Annotated in this window: 21 protein-coding genes; 10 read left to right on the top strand and 11 right to left on the bottom strand. The window is 61.0% G+C overall.

Features of this window, described 5'->3' with window-relative positions:
* Positions 1–110 precede the first annotated feature (110 nt).
* From FHT78_RS19955 to FHT78_RS19945, 3 genes are all read left to right on the top strand, one after another.
* A complete protein-coding gene (locus FHT78_RS19955) occupies positions 111–281 on the top strand; it encodes a twin-arginine translocase TatA/TatE family subunit (protein ID WP_183747872.1) in 171 nt (56 codons plus the stop codon).
* Positions 265–729, top strand: coding sequence for a hypothetical protein (locus FHT78_RS19950; protein ID WP_183747869.1), 465 nt, complete (start codon positions 265–267; stop codon positions 727–729). The genes FHT78_RS19955 and FHT78_RS19950 overlap by 17 nt, the downstream gene beginning before the upstream one ends.
* A gap of 338 nt (positions 730–1067) precedes the next feature.
* Positions 1068–1631: a threonine transporter RhtB gene (locus FHT78_RS19945; protein WP_183747866.1), complete on the top strand. Its 564-nt coding sequence runs from the start codon at positions 1068–1070 to the stop codon at positions 1629–1631.
* Positions 1632–1794: 163 nt separating this feature from the next.
* Here FHT78_RS19945 and FHT78_RS19940 read toward each other — a convergent pair whose 3' ends face one another.
* Positions 1795–2244: a hemerythrin domain-containing protein gene (locus FHT78_RS19940; RefSeq protein WP_183747863.1), complete on the bottom strand. Its 450-nt coding sequence runs from the start codon at positions 2242–2244 to the stop codon at positions 1795–1797.
* A gap of 183 nt (positions 2245–2427) precedes the next feature.
* Between FHT78_RS19940 and FHT78_RS19935 the strand changes: the two genes are divergently transcribed.
* Positions 2428–2859, top strand: a complete 432-nt coding sequence (locus FHT78_RS19935) for a universal stress protein (RefSeq protein WP_183747861.1) — start codon at positions 2428–2430, stop codon at positions 2857–2859.
* 120 nt (positions 2860–2979) lie between these two features.
* On the opposite strand, the gene FHT78_RS19930 is transcribed toward FHT78_RS19935, so the two are convergent.
* Genes FHT78_RS19930 through FHT78_RS19920 form a run of 3 tightly spaced genes read right to left on the bottom strand, consistent with a single transcriptional unit; the run spans position 2980 to position 7848 of the window.
* Positions 2980–4101: an ABC transporter permease gene (locus tag FHT78_RS19930; RefSeq protein ID WP_183747858.1), complete on the bottom strand. Its 1122-nt coding sequence runs from the start codon at positions 4099–4101 to the stop codon at positions 2980–2982.
* A gap of 1 nt (position 4102) precedes the next feature.
* Complete coding sequence (gene rbbA, locus FHT78_RS19925; protein WP_183747855.1) at positions 4103–6823, bottom strand: ribosome-associated ATPase/putative transporter RbbA; 2721 nt, start codon at positions 6821–6823, stop codon at positions 4103–4105.
* Positions 6820–7848, bottom strand: a complete 1029-nt coding sequence (locus tag FHT78_RS19920) for an HlyD family efflux transporter periplasmic adaptor subunit (protein ID WP_183747852.1) — start codon at positions 7846–7848, stop codon at positions 6820–6822. Before FHT78_RS19920 ends, rbbA begins: the two co-directional genes overlap by 4 nt.
* Positions 7849–8196: 348 nt before the next feature.
* Between FHT78_RS19920 and adhP the strand changes: the two genes are divergently transcribed.
* The 4 genes from adhP to FHT78_RS19900 all read left to right on the top strand — a co-directional run bounded on the left by adhP (position 8197) and on the right by FHT78_RS19900 (position 12101).
* Entirely contained in the window at positions 8197–9243 is a 1047-nt protein-coding gene (gene adhP, locus FHT78_RS19915; protein WP_183747850.1) for an alcohol dehydrogenase AdhP, read from the top strand.
* Between the two features lie 269 nt (positions 9244–9512).
* Positions 9513–10439 carry a DnaJ C-terminal domain-containing protein gene (locus FHT78_RS19910; RefSeq protein ID WP_183747847.1) on the top strand — a complete coding sequence of 309 codons (927 nt, stop codon included), beginning with the start codon at positions 9513–9515 and terminating at the stop codon, positions 10437–10439.
* A 2-nt stretch (positions 10440–10441) separates the two neighbouring features.
* The gene (locus FHT78_RS19905) at positions 10442–10774 is read left to right on the top strand and encodes a chaperone modulator CbpM (protein WP_183747844.1); all 333 of its coding nucleotides are present in this window, start codon (positions 10442–10444) and stop codon (positions 10772–10774) included.
* A 355-nt stretch (positions 10775–11129) separates the two neighbouring features.
* A complete protein-coding gene (locus FHT78_RS19900; RefSeq protein WP_183747841.1) occupies positions 11130–12101 on the top strand; it encodes an ABC transporter ATP-binding protein in 972 nt (323 codons plus the stop codon).
* A 21-nt stretch (positions 12102–12122) separates the two neighbouring features.
* Here FHT78_RS19900 and FHT78_RS19895 read toward each other — a convergent pair whose 3' ends face one another.
* The 5 genes from FHT78_RS19895 to FHT78_RS19875 form a co-directional block, all read right to left on the bottom strand.
* Entirely contained in the window at positions 12123–13637 is a 1515-nt protein-coding gene (locus FHT78_RS19895) for an acetyl-CoA hydrolase/transferase family protein (protein ID WP_183747838.1), read from the bottom strand.
* A gap of 13 nt (positions 13638–13650) precedes the next feature.
* Positions 13651–14475 carry a universal stress protein gene (locus FHT78_RS19890; protein ID WP_183747835.1) on the bottom strand — a complete coding sequence of 275 codons (825 nt, stop codon included), beginning with the start codon at positions 14473–14475 and terminating at the stop codon, positions 13651–13653.
* 168 nt (positions 14476–14643) lie between these two features.
* Complete coding sequence (locus tag FHT78_RS19885) at positions 14644–15048, bottom strand: host attachment protein (protein ID WP_183747832.1); 405 nt, start codon at positions 15046–15048, stop codon at positions 14644–14646.
* 173 nt (positions 15049–15221) lie between these two features.
* Positions 15222–16484 carry a DUF4010 domain-containing protein gene (locus tag FHT78_RS19880; RefSeq protein WP_183747816.1) on the bottom strand — a complete coding sequence of 421 codons (1263 nt, stop codon included), beginning with the start codon at positions 16482–16484 and terminating at the stop codon, positions 15222–15224.
* Between the two features lie 29 nt (positions 16485–16513).
* Complete coding sequence (locus FHT78_RS19875; RefSeq protein WP_183747813.1) at positions 16514–16663, bottom strand: SPW repeat protein; 150 nt, start codon at positions 16661–16663, stop codon at positions 16514–16516.
* A gap of 391 nt (positions 16664–17054) precedes the next feature.
* Here FHT78_RS19875 and FHT78_RS19870 point away from each other — a divergent pair, with 391 nt between their 5' ends.
* Complete coding sequence (locus FHT78_RS19870) at positions 17055–18038, top strand: zinc-dependent alcohol dehydrogenase family protein (protein ID WP_183747811.1); 984 nt, start codon at positions 17055–17057, stop codon at positions 18036–18038.
* Between the two features lie 132 nt (positions 18039–18170).
* Here FHT78_RS19870 and FHT78_RS19865 read toward each other — a convergent pair whose 3' ends face one another.
* Positions 18171–19553, bottom strand: a complete 1383-nt coding sequence (locus tag FHT78_RS19865; RefSeq protein WP_183747808.1) for an MFS transporter — start codon at positions 19551–19553, stop codon at positions 18171–18173.
* Between the two features lie 236 nt (positions 19554–19789).
* On the bottom strand, positions 19790–20737 hold the full coding sequence (locus FHT78_RS19860) for a dihydrodipicolinate synthase family protein (RefSeq protein ID WP_183747805.1): 948 nt from the start codon (positions 20735–20737) through the stop codon (positions 19790–19792).
* A 165-nt stretch (positions 20738–20902) separates the two neighbouring features.
* On the opposite strand from FHT78_RS19860, the gene FHT78_RS19855 reads away from it, so the two are divergent.
* Positions 20903–21940, top strand: coding sequence for a LacI family DNA-binding transcriptional regulator (locus tag FHT78_RS19855; protein WP_183747801.1), 1038 nt, complete (start codon positions 20903–20905; stop codon positions 21938–21940).
* The last annotated feature ends 89 nt before the right edge of the window (positions 21941–22029 follow it).

The following is a 22029-nucleotide window of genomic DNA, read 5'->3' as shown; positions in this document are numbered from 1 at the left end:
GCGTGGCCCGTGATTGATCACCGATTTCAAAATCATCATTGCGTTTGCGCCAGATCAATCATGATCGAGCCGAAAACTCTAAGCTCGTCATATTGCAGGGAGTCATCGGAATGGGAAGCTTTAGTGCGTGGCATTGGCTGATCGTCCTCGCCATTGTCCTTATCCTGTTTGGACGCGGCAAGATCCCCGAACTGATGGGCGACGTCGCCCATGGGATCCGGGCCTTCAAGAAGGGCATCGACGACGAGAAGGACGGGAACGGCGATGCAGATCGGCCTTGATCCGGATCGAAGCATATTCGGTCACGCTGAACGTCCGGGAGAGCGCAAGGTGGCGTATTCGATCATCTCGGCCCGATTCGACGACGCGGAAAAATGCGGCCGCATCGATCTTCAAGTCGCTGACCAAACCCGGCACGTGATCGTCACCAGGCGATCGCTGTTGAGCGTTGCCTCACCCCCGCGGGCGAACGAGGCGCGGCTTTTCCAGTTTCTGCATAGCTTTTGCGAGATCGCCCTCGCCTATGGCAGATGCGATCCGAGGCGTGCGCAGGCCGTTGTCGTCACTGCAACCGAGGTAAGTTGCTGGCGCCGCGGTTATGCACGGTCAGAACCGCTGTGGACGTGGCAAGGTATCGGCGGCGCCTTCGCCCCCTTTCCCAACCGAACCGATCCCTCGGGCGAGCTACACGCTTCGGCAGAAACGCTCCAACGCTTCGCGGGTGCATAGTTTCCGAACATATTCCTCGTCCTGATGGGGCGTGAGATGGTGAAGCACGAGCTTGAGCAGCTCCCATTCGGTGGCACGGTTGCGATTGAACCACGATGCCTCTGCAATACCCTCATAAATGTGCAGGACGCGCCTGGCGGTGGCTGGATCGATATCTCTCAGGAGCATTTTGGCACGGGCCGCTTTTCGAGGATGAGTTCACATAGCTATGTGATGCGAGAGCTTCGCTCGTCCTTGACAAATCTCAATCTGGTCGCAGCAATGCTTGAACTGATATAGATCAAGACCGTCTATCAGGATTCATGAGAAGGATGGCAGACGATCGGGGACCGAATTTGATGAACCTGCCGACATTCGCTATCGCCGTCTTCTCGCTGCTGATCCTTCCAGGTCCTACCAATGCCGTTCTGGCCATGGCGTCGACAGCATTGACCGTCAGGCGGTTCCTGTCGCTCATCGCCGCGGTGGTGCTCGCCTATCTCGCAACTATCGGTCCGGTGTCGAGCATCGCCGCTCCGCTGCTCAATGACCATCCTGGCATCGCCAGCATCATCAAGCTGATCTCGGCAATCTGGGTTCTTTATCTTGCAATCAAGCTGTGGGCTCCTGCGCCTGCGGGTGGCCGGAACAGGCTCGGCAGCGTTCAGCTCTTCATCACCACGCTGCTCAATCCGAAAGCCATCATCATCGGCCTCACGCTGGTGCCCGCTGTCGAAGCCGGAATATCCGCAGCGATGGTGGCGTTCGTCTGCTGCGTGACGGTGGCGTCGGCGATCTGGCTTGGCCTTGGCAGCCTGCTCGTTGGACGTCGTGCGCAAGTGCCGGCTCTTGCGCGCCATTGCGGTTGCGCGGTGCTGGTCGCATTCTCCGTGACACTGGCGATCAGCGCTCTTTGGACCTGAGAACTGTGAGGCGGTCGCGCTAGCGGTTCGGCCGACTTCCTCTAAGTCATGTATCGCGCTGGCCATTCTCGATACGGTCCAAGCGGCAAAGCAGCCGCCGCCTGCCCGCCAGCGCCTCGCCGTCGCGACCAGCCGGGAAACCGTGAACAAGCCAGGCCGCGTCTTAGGCTGCTTTCCGCCTCAAGAGGTTCAACAATTCGCTCTCGGCAGCGATATGCCGGCGCATTCGCTGCGCCAGGCTGCGCAGCGCATAGGCAATGGTTTCGGAGCGCAGCTCGCTACTGTTGCTTTGCAGATCGTGAAAGATGTTGACAAGGTTCTGTGTGGCGTCGCGATCATGCTGACGGTCCTTCCGCCGCCGCTCGATGGCGATCTCGGCCGCCGTTTCGCAGCCATAACAGCCAGCAATCGCCGGAAACAGAAACGCCTCTTCCAGTCTGTGAATACGATCGACGAGCGCAACAAGATTGGCACGGATGTTATCCGATACCTGCGCATCGATATGGCAGGGCAGGAAATCCGCAAGGGCTTGCATGACATCGCACCACGATGCCAGTTCGCGGTATTTCTCTTCGAGTTCGGCAAGCGGTGGCTGCGTCGCGATCATGTCCATATCGGCTCCCCTGGAAACGGCGACTGGAAAATTAGACCCCGCTTGCCGCAGCCGCCTTGTCCTGCATCAAACTTGCCTGCATCAAATATGATGCAGGATCATTTCTTGACATCGGTCAATGTATGATCCCTGGAGAAGGCTAGAGTTGGCTGACCATCCGGCGGACAAAGGCAACGATCCGATATGTACCGAACGATAGTCTGCGCAATAGGCAACGGCCCGCGCGAAACGGCCGAGCGTATTCTGAACAAGGCAGCCGGCCTCCTCGACAAGGATGGCTCGATCTTCGTCATCCATGCCGTCGAAGCCATGCCACGCTACATGACCACGAGCCTACCGGACGCCTTTGAGACCGCCGCCATAAAGGATGCGGAGGAGAAGCTAACCCTGCTCTGCCGGCAGATGAATATCCCCGCCCTCATCGAGGTCCATGCCGGTAGCGCGGCCAGGGTGCTTTTGGCGGCGGCGCGGGAGAAGGAGGCCGACCTCATCATCCTGTCGACCCATGTGGCAGATATTACCGACTATATTTTCGGAGCCGTGGTCGATCGCGTGGTTCGTCACGCCAAATGCTCGGTCCTCGTCGATCGCAAGAAAGTCCACGACATAAGCTGACCGCACGGTTGAGAAGTGGCGCACTGATCGCATTTCTGTCGTCCGTCTCCCTGTCGCTGACGCAAAGATACAGGCGGGAACGGGCAGCCTGCGCGCAACACACGGGCATCGCCATCGTCTCTACCGCGCATCCGCCAGCGCCCACCGGAACCTGATGAGCGCGCCGCAAAAAAACAGCACGCCGATTGCCGTGAGCGCCGCCACCTCCTGCCAGACCGCATCGAAGCCGGCGCCGCGGTAGAGGATCGCCTGCGACAGCGAGACGAAATGCGGCGCCGGCGAAACCACCATCGCATATTGCAGCCAGAGCGGCATGCTATCCATCGGCGTCGTACTGCCGGAAAGCAGGTTCATGCCAATCAGGATCGGCATCGAGATCAGCCCGAATTGCGCCATGGAGCTGGACACCGTGGCGATCAGGATGCCGAGCGATGTGACGGAGAACTGATAGAGCACCGCACAGAAGACGAAAAGCCAGAGCGAGCCGGCAATCGGCACCGAAAGCAGCCGTTCGACCACGACGACGAGCGACAACACCGCCGCCACGACGATCACAAACCCATTCGCCCAGACCTTCGACATCATGATCTCCGCCGGCGTGACCGGCATGACGAGGAGATGCTCGATCGTGCCATGCTCCCGCTCGCGGACCAGCGCCGCACCCGTCAGAATGACCGAAAGCATCGTCACATTGTTAATGACCTGCATGACCGCGGTGAACCAGGTCGATTGCAGATTGGGATTGAATCGCGCGCTGACGACGAGATTGACTGGCAGCGCAACGGCGTTGTTCGGCAAGGCCGTCGCCATCTCCTGCAGGATAATGCTCTGAACATAAGAGGCTCCGTTGCCGGCCTGCGCCATGGCCGTCGCGTCGATATCGAGCTGCAGCGTTGGCCTGCGACCGGCAATCGCACCCTCCTCGAACTTGGGCGGGATCTCCAGCACGAAGACGAATCGACCGGCATCCATGGCCGTATCCACCTCTTCAGCGCTGATCAATACCGGCTCCTTGAAGAAGGGCTGCAGCATCGCATCCCGTAAACGCGTCGAGAGCATCGACCGGTCCTCGTCGACAATGGCGACCGAGGCGTTCGCGACTTCGAGCTTGGCACCGGTCGAAACCGTATAGACGGCGATGGTGAAGGTGTAGACGATGAGGACCATCATCACGGGATCGGCCTTCAGGCTATAGAGCTCCTTGATGCCGAGGCGGAAAATCCGGTTGAGCTTGCCCCACATGTCAGGCGCTCCGCTTTCTCAGTGCCACAAGGGCAGCTCCGACGAACACGACAGCAAAACCGGCAAGGGCGATGAGGTTGGGCCAAAGTTCGGCAAGGCCGAGACCTTTTGTGATGACGCCGACGCTCACGGGCTGATACCAGGCCGAGGGAAAGAGCAGCCCCATGAACCGTGCGCCCCCCGAGAGTGACGAGACCGGCACCAGCAGACCGGAAAAATTTACGGCCGGGACGACCGCAACAATTGCCGTCGCGAAGATCGCGGCCACCTGGCTGCGCACGAAGCTCGAAACGAAGAGACCAAAGGCCGTCGTCGCGAGAATATAGAGGATCGAACTCACGCCAAGCAAACCGATGGAGCCCTTGATCGGTACGTCAAAGACGAGGCGCATCATCAGCACCAGCATCAGGAAACTGACGAAGGCGATCGTCACATAGGGAAGCTGCTTGCCGAGCAGGAATTCAATTCGCGTGACCGGCGTCGCCTGGAAATTGGCAATGGAGCCGGTTTCCTTCTCCTTGACGATACCGAGCGCGGTCATAATGGCTGGGATCAATACGAGCATCAGCATGATCACGCTCGGCACGATCGCATTGGCGCTCTTGAAATCCTGATTATAGCGGAACCGGCTTTCAATATCGACGGGATAGGGCTGTTCGAAGCGTCCTGACCGCCGCGCCGAGACATCAGCGAGATAGGAGGAGACGAGACCGGAAAGATAGCCGCGCGCGGTCTCGGCACGGAACGGCATCGCCCCGTCGATCCATGCGGAGACCTCCGGCGCCTCCTGCCGCATGAGGTCGCGGCCGAAATCGGGCGGAATCTCGATGGCCACCATCAGCTCGCCATCCTGCAGCCGATGCTGCAGCTCCCCCGCCGAGGCAATCGGCGGCCGCTCCTGGAAATAACGCGAGCTCTGCAGGCTCTCCACCAGCTGCCGGCTTTCTGAAGATTGATCTTGATCGTATATGGCGAAAGGCAAATGCTCGACATCGAAGGAGATGCCGTATCCGAACGTGAGCATCAGCAGGACCGGCCCCAGCAGAGCGAACACGAGCCGCGCCCGGTCGCGCAGGATTTCGATCGTCTCCCGTCGCGCATAGGCAAAGAGCCGGCGGGGATCGAAGAGCCGTGTGGGCAGCGCGGTCCCGCCGGCGAGCGCAGGGCTTCCGGCATCGGCGTCGGCGCCCTCACCCATACCCGCCTCCGTCAGCACGTCTATGAAAGTTTCCTCCAGCGTCGCCTTGCCCCGCTGCGCGCGCAGTTCGCCAGGGCTGCCGATCGCCAGCACCTTGCCGGCATGCATCAGCGAGATGCGGTCACAGCGCTCTGCCTCGTTCATGAAGTGCGTCGACAGGAAAATGGTAACGCCGTCGCGGCGCGACAGCGTTATCAGCGATCGCCAGAAGGCGTCGCGAGCCACCGGATCGACGCCGGACGTAGGCTCGTCGAGGATCAGCATTTCGGGCTTGTGGATGACGGCGGCCGCAAGCTGGAGACGCTGGCGAATGCCGAGCGGCAGGTCTTCCGGCCGCTGGTCGGCGAATTGTCCGAGATCATATTCGGCCAGCATCTCGCCGACGCGCCGGTCAATATCTGCAGCCGCCAAACCGAACAGACGCGCATGCAGCCTGAGGTTCTGGCGAACGGTCAACTCGCCGTAGAGGGAGAATGCCTGCGACATGTAGCCGACGCGCTTGCGGGTCTCGATGTCGCCGGCCTTCAGCGGCTGGCCGAAGAGCTTCGCAACGCCCTCGCTCGCCGGCAACAGCCCCGTCAGCATCTTCATCGTCGTGCTCTTGCCGCTGCCGTTGGAGCCGAGGAAGCCGAAAATCTCGCCCTTCGCAATACGGAAGCTGACATGATCGACTGCGACGAAATCGCCGAAGCGGCACGTCAGACCTTCCGCCTCGATTGCCGGCGCTTCATCGACGATCACACGCGGCGTGACGCTCAGCGGGCTGTCATTCAGCTTGCCGGTATTCGGCATCAGTGCCGTGAAGGCCGCCTCCAGGGTCTGTTGGCGAGCCTGTTGCATGATATCGCCGGGGCTGCCGGTGGCGATCAGCTTGCCGGCGTGCAATGCGGCAAGCCAGTCGAAGCGTTCGGCCTCCTCCATATAGGCGGTGGCGACGATCACGCTCATCTGCGGCCGCCGCTCGCGAATGTGATCGACGAGCTCCCAGAACTGTCGCCGCGAGAGCGGATCGATGCCGGTCGTCGGCTCGTCGAGGATCAGCAGATCGGGATCATGGAGGAGCGAGGCACAGATGCCGAGCTTCTGCCTCATGCCACCCGAAAGTTTGCCAGCCGGCCGATCGCGAAAGGGCAGCAAGCCCGTCATTCGCAATAGTGCGTCCATGCGTTCACGCCGCTGCAGACCGTCCTGACCGAAAAGGCGGCCGAAGAAATCGAGGTTCTCCGCGACACTCAGCGTCGGGTAGAGATTGCGTCCGAGGCCCTGCGGCATGAAGGCAAGGCGGGCACGGGCGGCACGGCGATTGCGCCAATCGGCCATGTCGCCGCCAAGCACTTCGATATGCCCCTGCTGGATGCGAGTGATACCCGCCGCAAGGGCAAGCAACGTCGATTTACCGACGCCGTCAGGGCCGATCAGTCCGGCCATGCAGCCGGCGGGAACAGCGAGCTCGACACCATCGAGCGCAGCAATCCGGCCGTAACGATGCGTCACGGCCGCGAAGCGGACAGCCGGTTCGCTCATTGCGGCAGCTTCACTTGCAGCTCGGACGGCCAGCCCGACTTGGGATCGGTGCGGACATAGCCAATGCCCCTGACACCGGTCTTGACGCGCGATTCATAACCCTTGAGCAGATCGGGTGCGATCTTCAGCTTCACGCGAAAGACCAGCTTTTCGCGCTCGTCCTGCGTCTCGACGGTCTTCGGCGTGAACTGTGCCTGCGAAGAGACGAAGGAAACCGTCGCTGGCACGACATATTGCGGCGCTGGATCGAGAATGATGCGCGCCTCGTCGCCGATCGCCAGGGTGCCGGCCGCACGGGCCGGCAGGAAGATCGTCATCGAAACGTCGGAGAGATCGAGTAGCGTGGCAACCGGTGCACCGGCGGCAACGACCTCGCCGGTCTGCGCAAGCTTGTACTCGATCCGGCCGCGGCGCGGCGCCTTCAGCACGGCGTCGTCGAGCAGAGTTTGAATGCGCACCGCTTCCGCCCGCGCCGCCTCGGTTGCCGCTTCCGCCTCGTCGCGGCTGGCCAACGCTGCCCTTTGTGCGGCTTCGGCGACGCTCAGCTGGCTGCGGCGCAATTCGAGTTGCTGCATCGTGCCACTTCCCGTGCTGCTCATCGATTGTGCGCGCTCGAACTCCTGTCTGGCGAGCGTCAGCTCGCTTTGACGCTGGGCAATCGAGGCCTCAGCTTCGACCTGGCTCGTCTCGCTGCGGCGGACCTGGGCCTTGGCGCCGGCAAGTTGGGCATCGAGATCGGCTGTATCGATCCGGGCGATCGGCGCACCGACATCGACGATCTCGCCTTCTTCGACGAGCACCGCCGCAAGCCGACCGGCGAATTTCGTCGAAATCAGTACCTGCTGGGCTTCGATGCGACCGTTGGACATGGAGACATTATCCGGCAGCCGATGGCCGATCATCCTGTCCCAGAGGGCCTCGAACCGAGCCGAAAAGACCGGTGGGCGATCCTGCGCAACACCGGGCTTACCGAGGCCAAGGAGCAAAGCGGCGGAAATCAGGACACAAAGCTGTTGCCTTCTCAATTGCGGAGCCTCCAATCGAACCCGTGCGGACGTTGCCGATACCGTCTTCTATTGGCGATCCCCTCCGCCATCCTTGACATATGTCATCTGCGGATATGGCAAGTAGTGCTGGTAACCGTGCCTGATCGAGGAATACCTGCCGGCAATTCGTCTCCATCATGCCGCCGTTCGGCCTGGCTGGCTGAAGAGCACGTTCTCATGGCCTGACTTCATCTCTGGAACCTCCCGCGCGGTGGCTTTGCCGACACCGATCCGGATGGCAGGCGCTGTGCTTTGCGATGAATCAATGCGGCAGCCGATGCCGCCTTCATCATCGCGCCGGACAATCATTGCGAAAGGATGAAGATCATGACGGGCAAGATGATGAAGGCGGCAGTGGTGCGTGAATTCGGCAAGCCACTTGCAATCGAATGCGTGCCGGTACCTGTCCCTGGGCCGGGTGAGATCCTGGTGAAGGTGGTCGCCTGCGGCGTCTGCCATACAGATCTGCACGCGGCCGACGGCGACTGGCCCGTCAAGCCGACGCCGCCCTTCATTCCCGGTCACGAAGCGGCCGGTATCATTGCCGCCCTCGGCCCCGGCGTCACCGAATTCAAGGAGGGCGATGCCGTCGGCGTCGCTTGGCTCCACGACGCCTGCCTGCGCTGCGAATATTGCGAGACCGGCTGGGAAACGCTTTGCGAACATCAGCACAATTCCGGCTACAGCTGCGATGGCGGTTTTGCCGAATATGTCATCGCTTCGGCAGCCTTTGCCGCACGCCTTCCCGATGACGTTAATTTCGCGCAGATCGCGCCAATCCTATGCGCGGGCGTGACGACCTACAAGGGTCTGAGGGAAACCGAAGCCCGGCCCGGCGAATGGGTGGCGATCTCGGGAATCGGCGGCCTTGGCCATGTTGCGGTTCAATACGCCAAGGCGATGGGATTCAAGGTGGTCGCCCTTGACGTCGCCGCCGCCAAGCTCGACCTCGCCCGCGACGTCGGGGCCGACCTTGCGCTCAACGCGCTTTCCGAAGACGTGGTCGAGAAGGTATTGAAGGCGACGAGCGGCGGTGCGCATGGTGTGCTGGTCACCGCCGTCTCCCCGCCGGCTTTCTCGCAGGCGCTCTCCATGGTGCGGCGGAAGGGCACCGTCAGCCTTGTCGGGCTGCCGCCAGGCAACTTCCCGACACCCATCTTCGACATCGTGCTGAAGCGCATAACCGTGCGCGGCTCGATCGTCGGCACGCGCCGCGACCTCGACGAGGCGCTTGCCTTCGCCGCTGACGGCCGCGTCCGGGCCGAGATCACCAAGGCGCCGCTCGACGATATCAACGATATCTTTGCCGGCCTGAAAGCGGGAACGGTCGAGGGCCGGATGGTGCTGGAAATCGCCGAAGAGGCGTCGGCATGAGCAACAACCGCAGACACGCCAATTTGGCGGTGCTCCAAGCATTGGGCATCCCGGTCGTTAGCGCCGCAAGGCGCTATCTGCCCGATCCAAGGACGAGGAGAAACGGTGAGGACCGGGGCACCTGCCACTGAAAGCATTGGGGCTGCCGCTTCTAAAAGAGTCGTACGCTCAAGCGTTTCCCCCTTATCCCCTCCCCGACATCGGATCCACAACCTATATCAAAGCGGATTCCAGTCCGCAGTATTCGCTGCCCTTACACGGAGACATGTATGAGCCAAGATCCATACGAGCTTCTGGGCGTGAAACGGGATGCCACCCAGAAGGACATCCAGGGGGCGTTCCGCAAGCTTGCCAAGAAGCTCCACCCCGACCTGAACCCCGGCGACAAAAAGGCCGAGGCAAAGTTCAAGGAGATTTCTGCCGCCTATGAAATCTTAAGCGACGAAGACAAGCGTGGCCGCTTCGATCGCGGCGAGATCGACATCACGGGAGCCGAACAGGCGCCCCGCAGCTATTATCGCGACTATGCCTCCGCGAGCGGGCCGGGTAGCGCCTATCACAATGGCGCCGGCTTTGCCGATTTTGGAGACGCCGACGATCTCTTCGCAAGCTTCTTCTCCCGCCGCGCTGGCGGCGATCGCGCCCGTGGCCAGTTCCGCGCGAAGGGCGAGGACCGGCGTTTTTCGATGGAAGTGGATTTCCTCGACGCCGTGAACGGCACGCAGACCCAGGTGAAGCTGCCCGACGGGCCGGCACTCGACGTCAAGATCCCGCCCGGCACGCGCGACGGCCAGACGCTGCGCCTGCGCGGCAAGGGAGAGCCGGGCTTCGGCGGCGGGCCGGCCGGCGATGCGCTGATCGAGGTTCGTGTGCGCCCGCACCGTTTCTTCACCCGCGACGGCGACGACATCCGCCTGGATCTGCCCGTGACCTTGAGCGAAGCGGTCCTCGGCGGAAAGGTGCGCGTGCCGACACCCTCTGGACCGGTCAACCTGACGTTGCCGGCAAATTCCAGCAGTGGGAAGGTCCTGCGCCTCAAGGGCAAAGGCGTTGCCAAGCGCGGGGGTGAATCCGGCGACGTCTATGTGACGCTGAAGATCATGCTGCCCGAGCAGCCGGACGAACAGCTGACCGCCTTCGCCAGGGAATGGGCAGCAGCCGACACGCAGGATCCGAGAAAGAACATGGGGGCCTGACCATGGACGATCGCGAATTCCGTCTTTACCTCAAAATCGACGTGACCGAGCTCGATCTGTGGGTCGAGCAGGGCTGGCTGGCCCCCGAAGTTTCCGAGGGCCGGCGTCGGTTCCGGGATGCCGATCTCGCTCGCGCTCGCCTGATCCTCGACCTCACCCGTCAAATGGGCGTCAACGATGCAGGTGTGGACGTCGTCATGGAGCTCATCGATCAACTCCACGGCATGCGTGGCGCAATGCGTAGACTTGTCGTCGCCATCAATCGGCAGGAGGCCGAGATCCAGCAACGCCTCCTCGGTACGCTCGAAGAACTCGACGATAGCGGCCGCTGGTAGCTTCGTTTCGAAGTTTGACGGCGATCAAGGCCGGATTTTGCGCGGCATGGAGAATGGCGGGACGGGCAAGCCGGCCCGTCTGTTCTGGGGAGCAGGCTCTCTCCCTCCTGCCGGGAAATATCGTTGCGCAGACTTCTGTTGATTATCCTCATTCTCATGATCGCCAGCGTATTCAGCATCCTCTGGATCAAGCCGCGGGCTGACAGCGCACGCCCTGCCGTCAATCAAAACTCGGTGATCCAATAGCAGTCTATCCCTCGAATTTGACGCCGATCAAGGCGCAAGACGTCAAAACCGCGCAACCAAGATCAGTGGCTATGCTCTATTCTATCCCCGCAGCAGAGGACGAAGGAAGATGCCGAAAAACCTGTTCGGTTTCGTACTCCTCATGGGTCGCCGCCATCAAATCGCGATCGCTGCTCTTTCCATCCTCCTCTTTCTTGCCGGCACAGCGCCCCTGGAGGTCCAGAGGCGCTTCATCAATGCGGTGACGGAGAGCGCGGCTTATCCGGCCATCCTCCTCCTCGTCCTTGCCTATCTTGGCCTCGTGGTGCTGGAGGGACTGACCAAACTGATGCTGAACCTCTATCGCGGCTGGATCGGAGAAGTCGCGATCCGCTGGCTGCGCATGTCGGTGCTCGCTGTCTCGGAACACTCAAGGGAGGCGCCGATCGATGCTTTCGCCGAAGGCGTGCAGCTCTCGATCGTGCTCGCCGAAGCCGAGCCCGTGGGCGGCTTCGTCGGCACCAGCATCTCCGAGCCGCTGCTGCAGGCCGGCATCCTCGTTGCCGTCGGCGGCTATATGATTTTCCTCCAGCCGCTGATGGCGTTTGCCGTCGCCGTCGTTTTTTTCCCGCAGATGGGCTTCGTTCCCCTCATGCAATCGGCCCTCAACCGCCGGGTGGCAAGCAAGATCACTATCATGCGTCACGTCGGCGAAGGCATGGTCGAGCACGTGGTCACCAGCGAGGCGTTGAACGCTCAGAGCGACCGCGTCCAGACGCTGTTTTCGACCAATATGAGCATCTACAAGATCAAGTTCACGATGAACTTCCTGATGAACCTGATGACGCAGCTTGGATATGCCGGCATCTTTGCGCTCGGCGGATACTATGTCGTCACCGGCAAGACCGAGATCGGTACCGTCGTCGCCTTCATCTCCGGCCTTTCCAAGATAACCGACCCGTGGAGCGCACTGGTCGATTGGTACCGTGACCTGAAGGTTACGCAGGTCAAATATGCCATGATCCGCGATGCGAGCGTCGATGCCGCTGCCTTGCAGGATCCCGGCCTGTTGCACAGGCAAGAGCCCGCACTGGTGCAGTGAGGGCTAACGCCCTCTCATGCCTCAACCGATTTCGTCAGGTGGTGACGACGCAAGCATCTTTCCCGTGCGGCGCAGATTGTCGTGCCAGCCAAGCGCTTCTTCGATCAGATGCGGTGTTTGGCCGCCGCGCAGCAGCGCCCGTTTGTAATAATCCGCCAGCGCCTCGCGATATCTCGGATGCGCGCAGTTATCGATGATGACTTTCGCCCGTTCCCGCGGCGCCAGGCCGCGCAGATCGGCAAGGCCGATCTCCGTCACGAGAATATCGACGTCGTGCTCGGTATGATCGACATGGCTGACCATCGGCACGACGCGTGAAATCGCGCCGTTCTTGGCGAGCGACTTGGTCACGAAGATCGACATATAGGCGTTGCGGGCGAAATCGCCGGAGCCGCCGATACCGTTCATCATATGCGTCCCGCCGACATGGGTCGAGTTGACGTTGCCGTAGATGTCGAGTTCCAGCGCCGTATTGATGGCGATGATGCCGAGGCGGCGGATGACTTCGGGGTGGTTGCTGATCTCCTGCGGGCGCAAAACCAGTCGCCGCTTATAGCGCTCGATTGCCGAAAGCACCCGCAGATGCTTCTCCGTCGAGAGCGTCATCGAGGACCCGGAGGCAAAATTGAGTTTGCCGGCATCCATCAGATCGAAGGTCGAATCCTGCAGCACTTCGGAATACATGGTGAGATCGTGGAAGGGCGTTTCGCCAAACCCGTGAAGGACCGCATTGGCGATCGTGCCGATTCCTGCCTGCAGCGGCAACAGGCGCTCCGTCAGCCTTCCATGCCGCACCTCGTTGAGCAGGAACTCGGTGAGATGGCCGGCAATCGCGTTCGTCTCCGCGTCCGGCGGTTCTACCGTGGAGGCGCTGTCGCTGCTCTCAGTAAGGACGATCGCCGCGATCTTTTCCGACGGGATCGGAATGAAGGGGACGCCGATGCGGCTGTCGGGTGCCACGACCGGGATCGCCTCGCGGCTTGGCCGTTTCGTCGGGATATAGATATCGTGCAGGCCTTCCAGCGCTTCGGGCTGCGACAGGTTGACCTCGACGATGACCTTTGGCGCCAGGATGGCAAAACTCGCCGAATTGCCGACGGAGGTGGTCGGCACGATGGCGCCCTCCTCGGTGATTGCGGTCGCCTCGATGACCGCAACGTCGACCGGCGCCAACTGGCCGCTTCGCAGGAACTCGACCGTTTCCGACAGGTGCTGGTCGATGAACATCACCTCGCCGTCATTGATCGCCTTGCGCATGCCGGGATCGGATTGAAAAGGCATGCGCCTGGCAATGGCATGGGCTTCGACAAGCGTCCTGTCGAGATTGTTGCCGAGCGATGCGCCGGTCATCAGCGTAATCTTCAGCGGATCCCGCTTTGCCTTTTCCGCCAGCGCCAGCGGCACGGCCTTGGCCTCGCCGGCGCGCGTAAAGCCGCTCATGCCGACGGTCATGCCATCTGTGATCAGCCTGGCGGCCTCGTCGGCACTGACGATGCGATCCCAGAGCCTCTTGCTCCGGAGACGATTTTCGAACATGGCGGATAGATCCTCAATGCGATAACAGAACAGGCAGCGTGATATTGGCCAGCACGGCCTCGGTCGCGCCGCCAAGCACGAATTCGCGCAAGCGCGAGTGGCCGAAGCCGCCCATGACGAGCAGATCGGCCCGCAGCTCGAAAGCCTTGGCCTGCAGGGTTTCACCGATCGGCGTGCTGCCTGCATGCGCCCGCGCCGTCTCCGCCGTCACCCCGCTCTTGAGCAGGTTTTCGACGAGATGGTCGCCTGTCTCATGCCCGAACGGTTTCTCGTCGGTGACCGACAGCAGCCAGATTTTGCTAGCCCGCTCCAGGAAGGGCGAGGCGTCATGGGCGGCGCGCGCTGCAGCCCTGCTGCCGTCCCAGGCGATGGCGACGTGATCCATCCGCCCGCCGAATGGCGCGGCGGGATAAAGAATGAGCGGCCGGCCGGAGGCAAACAGCACCGCCTCGACGATCGGGCGGGAGATTCCGGCAGATTCCAGAAGCACGAGATCATAGGCACGCGATGCTTCAGCAAGTGTTTCAGCGACGAAAGGCTCGCCCGTCTTGATCTCGCGAATGCGCAGATCGACGGAGGTGGCTTTCGCCTGATCGCGTGCTTTCTGGATCAGCATCGAAGCGCGCTTGCGGCTCAAAGCCTCGGCGTCCCGCGCCATCTTCGCAGCATCGATGATCAGTGACGATAGCGCATTGGAAACATCGGGAATCGTAATTTCCACCGCGCAGACAGTAAGCGTCGCCTGCATATGGTGGGCAAGTGCCACCGCATTGGCGATCATGAATTCGGACGTCATATCCGGATAGGTGAGGAGCGGAAGAAAGAAGTGTTGTTTCATTGGGGACTCCGAACGGAACGTAGGCGAGACCAGATCTTCATCACTTTCGCATTCGTTCGAAGTCCCGCATTGACATGTCTCAATTCTGAAGGGGCAGCGCGATCTGGAGCGGAGCCCGGAAGAGGCCAATTCTTAGCCAACCTCAGACCTTTCTGACCTCCTCCACTGTCAGGCGCGCGTGAGCGCCGCCTCGATTTCGCCGAGCGCAAGCCCGGTCATGTCTTTGGCGACCTCCGCAATCAATCGCTCCTCCAGGGCAGGATGGAAATGACGACGCAGTTCTCCGAGCGAACGTGGATCGGCAATCACCATCAGCTGCCGGACGTGACCTTGGAGAACTTCGTTGTTGAGGTAGCTCGCGGCGGCGGCCACGAAATCATCTTCCTCCATCCGCCGGCTATCCGGATTGGCCAGGCTGCTGCGATGACGCGTACCAGAGCCTGCATTGGCGGGCTCAAGCGCGGGCTCTGCCAGCGGGGCCAGATCGATATGCGGCTCATGTCCCTTGTTTTGAAAAAGCTGCAGCCTTTTGCCGTCAACGACAGCAATTACGGCACCATTTGGCACGATCATGTTTTTCTCCGCTTCCATATTCTATGAGGCTCGAGCCACCGCGACCGGCATGGGCTTCAATTGCTGCTGAATTCAGGCGGATTTGAAAATGCGCGAGCTCGCCGGATTGGCTTTGATATGCATCAATCTCGTGAAGATTGGGGGTTGCGGGACGAAACGTCCATCACAAGCTCTTATGTCAGAAGAAAACCGGCAAGTCCGGCAAGAGCCGCGGCAAGAGTTGCGATCGCCAGGCGGACTGCGTAAGCGAAGCTTCCCATGACTGCCGCAAGAACGGCTTTCGCGAGAAGATTGGCGAAAGCCGCGACTGCTATGGCACGAGCGCCCCCATCGGCAGAGAGCTGGGTCGACGTGAGTTTTGCAACCGAAAGCGTTATCGCGTCGAGGTCGCCCAGACCCGTCACGAAAGCAAGGACCGGCAGCGAGTTTGTTCCGAAGACGATCAGAGTTACCCGCGTCAGGATCGTCACCACGGCAAGAACGAGGGCAAAGCGCAGAGCGACCATGACCTCGAGCGGGTTTCGCGGTGAGAAGTCGGGACTGTCCTCTGAACGACGCAAGGCTCCGCCAAAGCCGCCACCGATAATGAAGACTGCAGCCGCTGGAGCAAGCAATGGCGCAAGCTCCCATAGAACCGCAGGCGCAACCACGCCGCAGATCAGGAGCACCCTTGTCAGGGATACCGCTCCCGCCAGCATCGCTCCGGCAGCAAGCAGCGGCGAGAGGGCAGGCAGCTGGATCGACTGGCGGGCAAAGGAAAGCGTCAACGCCGTCGAGGACACGATGCCGCCGCTTGCACCGGTCATCAGGATCCCGGCGCGTGCGCCGCTGATCCTGATCAGGATGTAACCGAAAAAAGAGACCGCACCCACAAGGATCGTCATGACCCAGAGGTCGAAGAGATTGATCGTCTGCCAGGGATCGATCGGCTCGTCGGGCAGGATGGGCAGGATGACGACCGTCATCGTCAGCAGGATCAAGGCGGCCCGGAGTTCGAGCCAGGTCAGCCGCCGCAGAAACCCATGCAACGGTTCGCGCGCCGCAAGGAGCGCCGTCATTGCAACGGCACTCGCTGCAGTCGCCGTCATGTCGGCAACGACGGCGCTGAAACCAAGCACGAAAACGGAAATCGCCGCAATGGCGGCGGTCGCGCTGTAATGCTCCTCGCGCGCTGCCTGCATGGAGCTGAAAACCAGGATTGTGATGCAAAAGAACACAAAGACAGCCGTCGGCAGGATCGGTCCGGTCGTGGGCTGAAGGAAACCGCATAGGCCGCCAAGGAAGCTCGAAAGGCCGTAGGTGCGAATGCCTGCGACCCTTTCACCGGAGGCCGCCTCCCGCTCCTGCCAGCCGCGCTCGATGCCAACGAGGACGCCGATCGCAAGCGCCAGACTGAGGCGCTGAAATGCTTCCGTTGTCATCAGTGCTGTCATCATCGGTTGGTCCCGTTGCCGTCGGCCGTTCCTCAGCGGCGCTTCGACGGCTGGGTGCCGCACAACACCGATATGCCGAGAACGACGAGACGAATGCCGCAGATCAGTGCATTCCAAACAAAGGCTGGCAGATCGACGTCATGGAGCATCGGTGGCGAAGCGATGAGCCAGATATCGATCACGAGGTTAGCTCATTCCTGCCATAGGCGGTAGGATATGCGCGCAACCGCGCCCAGGATGAAGGCGGCAACTCTACAGACAAGGACATTTCGCGGCCGCCGCCCCGAGAGGAATGGAGTGCGGGCTGCAGTGTCCGAGTTGCCCAGGTGGGCGATGAGCATAATCCACGATAAGGTGACGTGTCTTGCGGCGACGACGGTCCATCTCTCGGTCTCCTGCTTCTGCAAAACCAATCACGACGCAGATTTTCGCGCATTGCGCTCGATCAAAATTTCGCCTGAGAGGGAAATTCCGCAAGAGCGAAGGAACAGGGGTCGAGCCGTCTTTGATACCGGTCAAAGCCGGTTTGCCGCGATTTCGGGATCATGGCATGATGAAGATGAGGAGCAGGTCATGAAGGCTATGATCCTGGAGGCAGTCGGGATGCCCCTGCGGCCGGTCGACCGGCCGGATCCCGTGCCCGGAAAAGGACAATTGATGCTGAAGGCCGAGGCCTGCGCCGTGTGCAGGACCGATCTTCATGTCTGCGACGGCGATCTCCCCAACCCGAAGCTGCCGCTTGTTCCCGGCCATGAGATCGTTGGCATCGTCGAGGCTGTCGGGGAAGGAATAGCTGCCTCGCGCTTGGGGCAAAGGGTCGGCGTGCCCTGGCTCGGCCATACATGCGGCTGCTGCTCGTTTTGCAGGGGCGGAGAGGAAAATCTTTGCGATGAGCCGCAGTTTACCGGCTATACCCGCGACGGAGGCTTTGCCACCCATGTCGTTGCGGATGCCGACTATGCCTTTGTGCTCGACAGTGCGGCCGATCCCGTTGCCCTTGCCCCGCTCCTCTGTGCCGGCCTGATCGGCTGGCGTTCGCTGAAGAAGGCCGGCGATGGCAAAAAGATCGGGCTCTACGGGTTCGGCGCTGCCGCGCACATCATTGCGCAGATCTGCCGCTGGCAGGGCCGCGACGTCTATGCGTTCTCGCGCTCCGGTGACGAAGCGGCACAACGCTTCGCACTCGGCCTCGGCGCCGTCTGGGCAGGAGGTTCGGACGAGCGCCCGCCCGTCATGCTCGATGCGGCGATCATCTTCGCACCGGTCGGCGAACTCGTGCCGGCGGCGTTGAAGGCAGTGCGAAAGGGAGGCAGGGTCGTCTGCGGCGGTATCCACATGAGCGATCTGCCTGCAATGCCCTATGCCTTGATCTGGGGCGAACGAAGCGTGGTTTCGGTTGCCAATCTGACGCGCAAAGACGCCGAGGAATTCTTCCCCGTCGCCCTCCAGGCAGGCGTCCATACCCACACGAAAACCTATCGGCTTGCAGATGCCAATGCAGCACTTGACGATCTGCGGGCCGGACGCCTGAGCGGAGCGGCTGTCCTGATACCTTGAAGGGCATTTCGATCGCTACATAATCCGAGTTCGCTCGATGCGTTCAGACCTGAGACTGGCAAAGAACTGCAGCGAAGAGACGTCGCGTCGTGTCGAGAGTTCGGCCGGTTGCGTGAACGCGGACGGTGGATATTACGGGGACAATTCCTCCAGAACGCGCCCCTTGGTTTCGACCGCAAAGAGTGCCGTCACCAGGGCGCCGACCAGCAGGATTGCTGCGAAGGCGCCGAAGACATACTGGATGCCCATCGATGACATGACCCAACCGACCGCGATAGGACCGGCAGAGGACCCGAGACGCAGCCAGGCGCTGCCCGTACCTGTGCCAATGGCACGAAGGCGGGTCGGATAGATCTCCGCCGAATAGAGGTAGAGCGAGAAGGTTACGGTCTGGACGATGGCGTAGGCGAGACCGGCGAGGATGAGAACCTGGATTGCCGACGTCGCACCCAGCCAGGCGAGGATGACGAGCGGGATCGGCGCGATCAAAAGGGCGCCTGTATACCAGCGTTTGCGGCCGACTTTGTCGATGAGCAGGGCGCAGATAACGGCTGCAATCACGCCACCGACCGAGGTGACGAAGCCGTAGAAAATACTGGTTTCAAGCGGCAGGTTGAACGTCTGGCGATAGAGTGTCGGAAGCCAGGTGATTGTGCCATTGGCGACCATATAGGCGCAGAACCACATGGCCCAGATCGACAGCGTGCGCTTCAGGTAAATGCCCTGGAACAGTTCGCGCCAGTCGGATATGCGGCGGATAGGAGCGGCTATGACTTTCAGCTCCGGCAGTTCCTTGCCGCCGGCACGAGCGCTGTTCTCCAATTTGGTGACAATACGGTCTGCTTCCTCATAACGGCCGTTGGCGACTAGCCAGCGGGGTGATTCTTGGAGGAACCAGCGGAGCGGGATCATGAGGATCGCAGGGACCAGGCCGACGACAAACATCGCCTTCCAGCCGTAGACTGGGACCATGAAGTAGCCGATCAGGCCCGCGCCGACGAGCCCGAGCAGGAACATGACCTCATACAAGAGGAAAAAGCGGCCGCGCCCCTTCGAGCCGATCAGTTCGTTAATGTAGGCACTCGCGACCGGGACTTCGCCGCCGGTCCCGATGCCTTGAACGAAGCGAAATGCCATCATCATGCCGGCGCCGGCTGCAAAGAGGCATGCGATGTCCATGCTGACGAATAGCAGGATCGTAAACAGCAGCACTTTCAGACGGCCGATCCGCTCAGCGAGCCAGCCAAAGCAGACCGCGCCGATCAATTGTCCGAGGTAACCCATCGACAGGATCATTCCCGTCTGCCCTGGGCTCAAACCCCATTCGCGGACAAGAACCGGCATGGCATAGGCGATGGCGATGACGGTGTAGCCGTCGAAGAATGTCGCCGCACCGACGATGTTTCTGGCCCAGAAGACCTCCCGGGTCACCGGCAACCGTTCAAGTCTGGCGCTGATTTCAGCCTGCGGATCCACAACCGGTGACGGTCCGGCTATTCGCTGCTCCATATTCATGTTTTTCCTCCCTGCGCCCGGCCCTCTCCCGGCCTGGCTTTTAACCTACACGTTGGATGGCTCACTTCGGGATCCTTTTGGAATGGCCATGGATCCAGAAGGAACGGCTCTCTCGTTGGCGAAGTATCCACGGCCTAACAGACCGTGCGACTGCGGCGGCGCCTCACTTCCGGATGCGACCGCAATTTCCCTCCCCTAAGAAGACGCCCCCGTATGAGCGACGGGGGCGTTCTCAGTCACTCCGCGGCGATTAACTGGTCGACCCGACCGATGCCCGCGGCCTCGAAGGCGGCGAAGATTTCGGCCTCTGCCTTTTCGCCCAGGTTCTTCAGCGGCTCACGGATGGTGGCGTGGTCAAGCACACCCCGATGGACGAGCCCGAGCTTCAGGGCCACGGTACCTTCCATGTGGGAGCCACGGTGATAGACGGCACGGGTGACCGGAAGGAGGCGTTCAAAGATCTGCCGGGCTTGGGGATAGTTTTGCGCCTTTCCTGCCTTGATCAGGTCGATCAGAAGCTCCGGTGCAATATTGCCGTAACCGACAAGCAGGCCGTCAACGTCGAACATGGTCGGCAGCAGCCACTCGTCATGGCAACTGAGGACCTGCAGGTTCGGGTTGGCCTTCTTGAGTTGCGGAATCTCGACGTACCAGCGCTTCATATTGCGGACGCCGTTCTTGGTGGCAACGACCCCGTCTTGGGTCGCAATCGCAAGCTGTGTGTCGATATCGTAGGAAGCCTTTGTGGCATCCGGATACTGGAACAGGATGCACTGCAAGCCTGATTCCTGCCAAATCGCCTTGTAGCGATCCTGCGGTGCGCCTTTTTGAAACCCGAAACGCAGCCAGCCGTGGTTCGGGTAGACGAGCGCGCCGGTCGCACCGGCAGCCTTGCACTTCCTGGCTTCTTCGGCGGCGACCTTGGTGCCCTCACCGGTGATACCTGCAATGATGGGGAGTTGACCATTGACCGCTTCAACGTAAGTGCGGATGAGCTTCAGACGCTCTTCCTCGGTCAGGAACGTACCTTCGCCTGCATGGCCAAGAATGACGAGGCTTTTCACGCCGTCCATACCTGCAAGCCACTTGGCGATACGGGCATTGGCCGCGTAGTCGACCTCCCCGTCGCGGGTGAAAGCGGTAACGGGCGCCGGGCTCAGGCCTCTCAAATCCATTGCTTGCATCGGGGTATCTCCTCCTGGATAGCCGCTGTCCGCCTATGCGATCAGCGATGGGATCGTTAATGGGAACGTTCCCACTATCGTTTCCGATTTTGCTGGAGTCAACGTTTTTTTTAATGCATGCTTGAAGTCTCAATCGCGAGAACGCTGCAGACGGGAAAAACTGAAATGGATTCAAAGGCCGACGACGGCAACCGCCAGACACGGGTGACCATCCTTGATGTTGCCTCGGCCGCCGGCGTTTCGAAATCGACAGTATCACGCATCCTCGACGAGCGGCTTCCCCGGTCCGACAACGAGACCTCGCGCCGCGTTCGCAGGATTGCGGAAGACCTGGGTTATGTCCGAGATGTCTCAGCTGCGAGCCTGAGACGTGGCAACACGATGACAGTCGGCGTGATCGTGCCCCGGCTAACCGATACGGTCATGGCCATGCTCTACGAGGCCCTAGCGAAAGCGTGCAGCAAAAGCGGTCGCTTTGCCATTGTCGCGACGACCGATGACAAGCCCAAAGCCGATCGACTTGCTGCCGAGTCACTTCTAAAGCGTGGCGTCGATGGATTGATCCTCTCGACCGCGCGCGAAGACGATGACTTTCCTGATGAGCTGGTGGCCCGCGGCGTGCCGCTTGTCCTGGCTCTGCGCACCGACGGACGGAGCCTTTCTTCGATTGGCGACGATCGGCTCGGTGGTTATCTCGCGACACGCCACCTCCTGGACCTTGGTCACCGTCGTATCGGCGTGATCGCCGGTCCTTCATATGCCTCCAGCGCGCTCGGACGCGTCGAAGGCTACAGGCAGGCCCTGGAAGAGGCAGGGGTCCCGTTCCGTCCGGACTGTATCATTCCGTCGACCTTCGGGATCGATACCGGCGCGAATGCGGCCGAGCAGCTCATGCGCCTGGAGGATCGTCCTACGGCGATTTTTGCTGTGAACGACAACACGGCGATCGGAGCTCTTTCCGGTCTTTCGCGCCTTGGGATTTCCGTACCCGACGATGTTTCGGTCGTTGGATATAACGATATCCCGATCGTCAGTCATCTTGCGACGCCGCTGACGACGTTGCGCGTCCCCTTTGAGCAGATCGCATCGAATGCCTTAGATCTGTTGACGAGTGGTGCTGTTTCGGCGGAGGACCGGATCCGCGTTTCGGCTCCGACCCTGATCCCCCGAAAGTCGTCCGCCAAGCCCTCGCTTCGATTGTAACGCAATGAAGTCGCTGATCGGCTCGCAGTTCCCGCTGAGAATGCGAGCAACATCTGCTGCGATCAAAGGTGACTAAGTTACTCTTGTTT

The organism is Rhizobium sp. BK196 (genome assembly GCF_014193255.1).
Classification (GTDB): Bacteria; Pseudomonadota; Alphaproteobacteria; order Rhizobiales; family Rhizobiaceae; genus Rhizobium.
Note: the sequence above shows the minus strand (reverse complement) of the source record. Positions and strands in the feature narration are given on the sequence as shown.

Excerpts from the sequence above, each read along its gene's own strand:
- FHT78_RS19955 (WP_183747872.1), top strand. The coding sequence starts at position 111 with ATGGGAAGCTTTAGTGCGTGGCATTGGCTGATCGTCCTCGCCATTGTC.
- FHT78_RS19950 (WP_183747869.1), top strand. The coding sequence starts at position 265 with ATGCAGATCGGCCTTGATCCGGATCGAAGCATATTCGGTCACGCTGAA.
- FHT78_RS19945 (WP_183747866.1), top strand. The coding sequence starts at position 1,068 with ATGAACCTGCCGACATTCGCTATCGCCGTCTTCTCGCTGCTGATCCTT.
- FHT78_RS19940 (WP_183747863.1), bottom strand. The coding sequence starts at position 2,244 with ATGGACATGATCGCGACGCAGCCACCGCTTGCCGAACTCGAAGAGAAA.
- FHT78_RS19935 (WP_183747861.1), top strand. The coding sequence starts at position 2,428 with ATGTACCGAACGATAGTCTGCGCAATAGGCAACGGCCCGCGCGAAACG.
- FHT78_RS19930 (WP_183747858.1), bottom strand. The coding sequence starts at position 4,101 with ATGTGGGGCAAGCTCAACCGGATTTTCCGCCTCGGCATCAAGGAGCTC.
- rbbA (WP_183747855.1), bottom strand. The coding sequence starts at position 6,823 with ATGAGCGAACCGGCTGTCCGCTTCGCGGCCGTGACGCATCGTTACGGC.
- adhP (WP_183747850.1), top strand. The coding sequence starts at position 8,197 with ATGACGGGCAAGATGATGAAGGCGGCAGTGGTGCGTGAATTCGGCAAG.
- FHT78_RS19910 (WP_183747847.1), top strand. The coding sequence starts at position 9,513 with ATGAGCCAAGATCCATACGAGCTTCTGGGCGTGAAACGGGATGCCACC.
- FHT78_RS19905 (WP_183747844.1), top strand. The coding sequence starts at position 10,442 with ATGGACGATCGCGAATTCCGTCTTTACCTCAAAATCGACGTGACCGAG.
- FHT78_RS19900 (WP_183747841.1), top strand. The coding sequence starts at position 11,130 with ATGCCGAAAAACCTGTTCGGTTTCGTACTCCTCATGGGTCGCCGCCAT.
- FHT78_RS19895 (WP_183747838.1), bottom strand. The coding sequence starts at position 13,637 with ATGTTCGAAAATCGTCTCCGGAGCAAGAGGCTCTGGGATCGCATCGTC.
- FHT78_RS19890 (WP_183747835.1), bottom strand. The coding sequence starts at position 14,475 with ATGAAACAACACTTCTTTCTTCCGCTCCTCACCTATCCGGATATGACG.
- FHT78_RS19885 (WP_183747832.1), bottom strand. The coding sequence starts at position 15,048 with ATGATCGTGCCAAATGGTGCCGTAATTGCTGTCGTTGACGGCAAAAGG.
- FHT78_RS19880 (WP_183747816.1), bottom strand. The coding sequence starts at position 16,484 with ATGATGACAGCACTGATGACAACGGAAGCATTTCAGCGCCTCAGTCTG.
- FHT78_RS19870 (WP_183747811.1), top strand. The coding sequence starts at position 17,055 with ATGAAGGCTATGATCCTGGAGGCAGTCGGGATGCCCCTGCGGCCGGTC.
- FHT78_RS19865 (WP_183747808.1), bottom strand. The coding sequence starts at position 19,553 with ATGAATATGGAGCAGCGAATAGCCGGACCGTCACCGGTTGTGGATCCG.
- FHT78_RS19860 (WP_183747805.1), bottom strand. The coding sequence starts at position 20,737 with ATGCAAGCAATGGATTTGAGAGGCCTGAGCCCGGCGCCCGTTACCGCT.
- FHT78_RS19855 (WP_183747801.1), top strand. The coding sequence starts at position 20,903 with ATGGATTCAAAGGCCGACGACGGCAACCGCCAGACACGGGTGACCATC.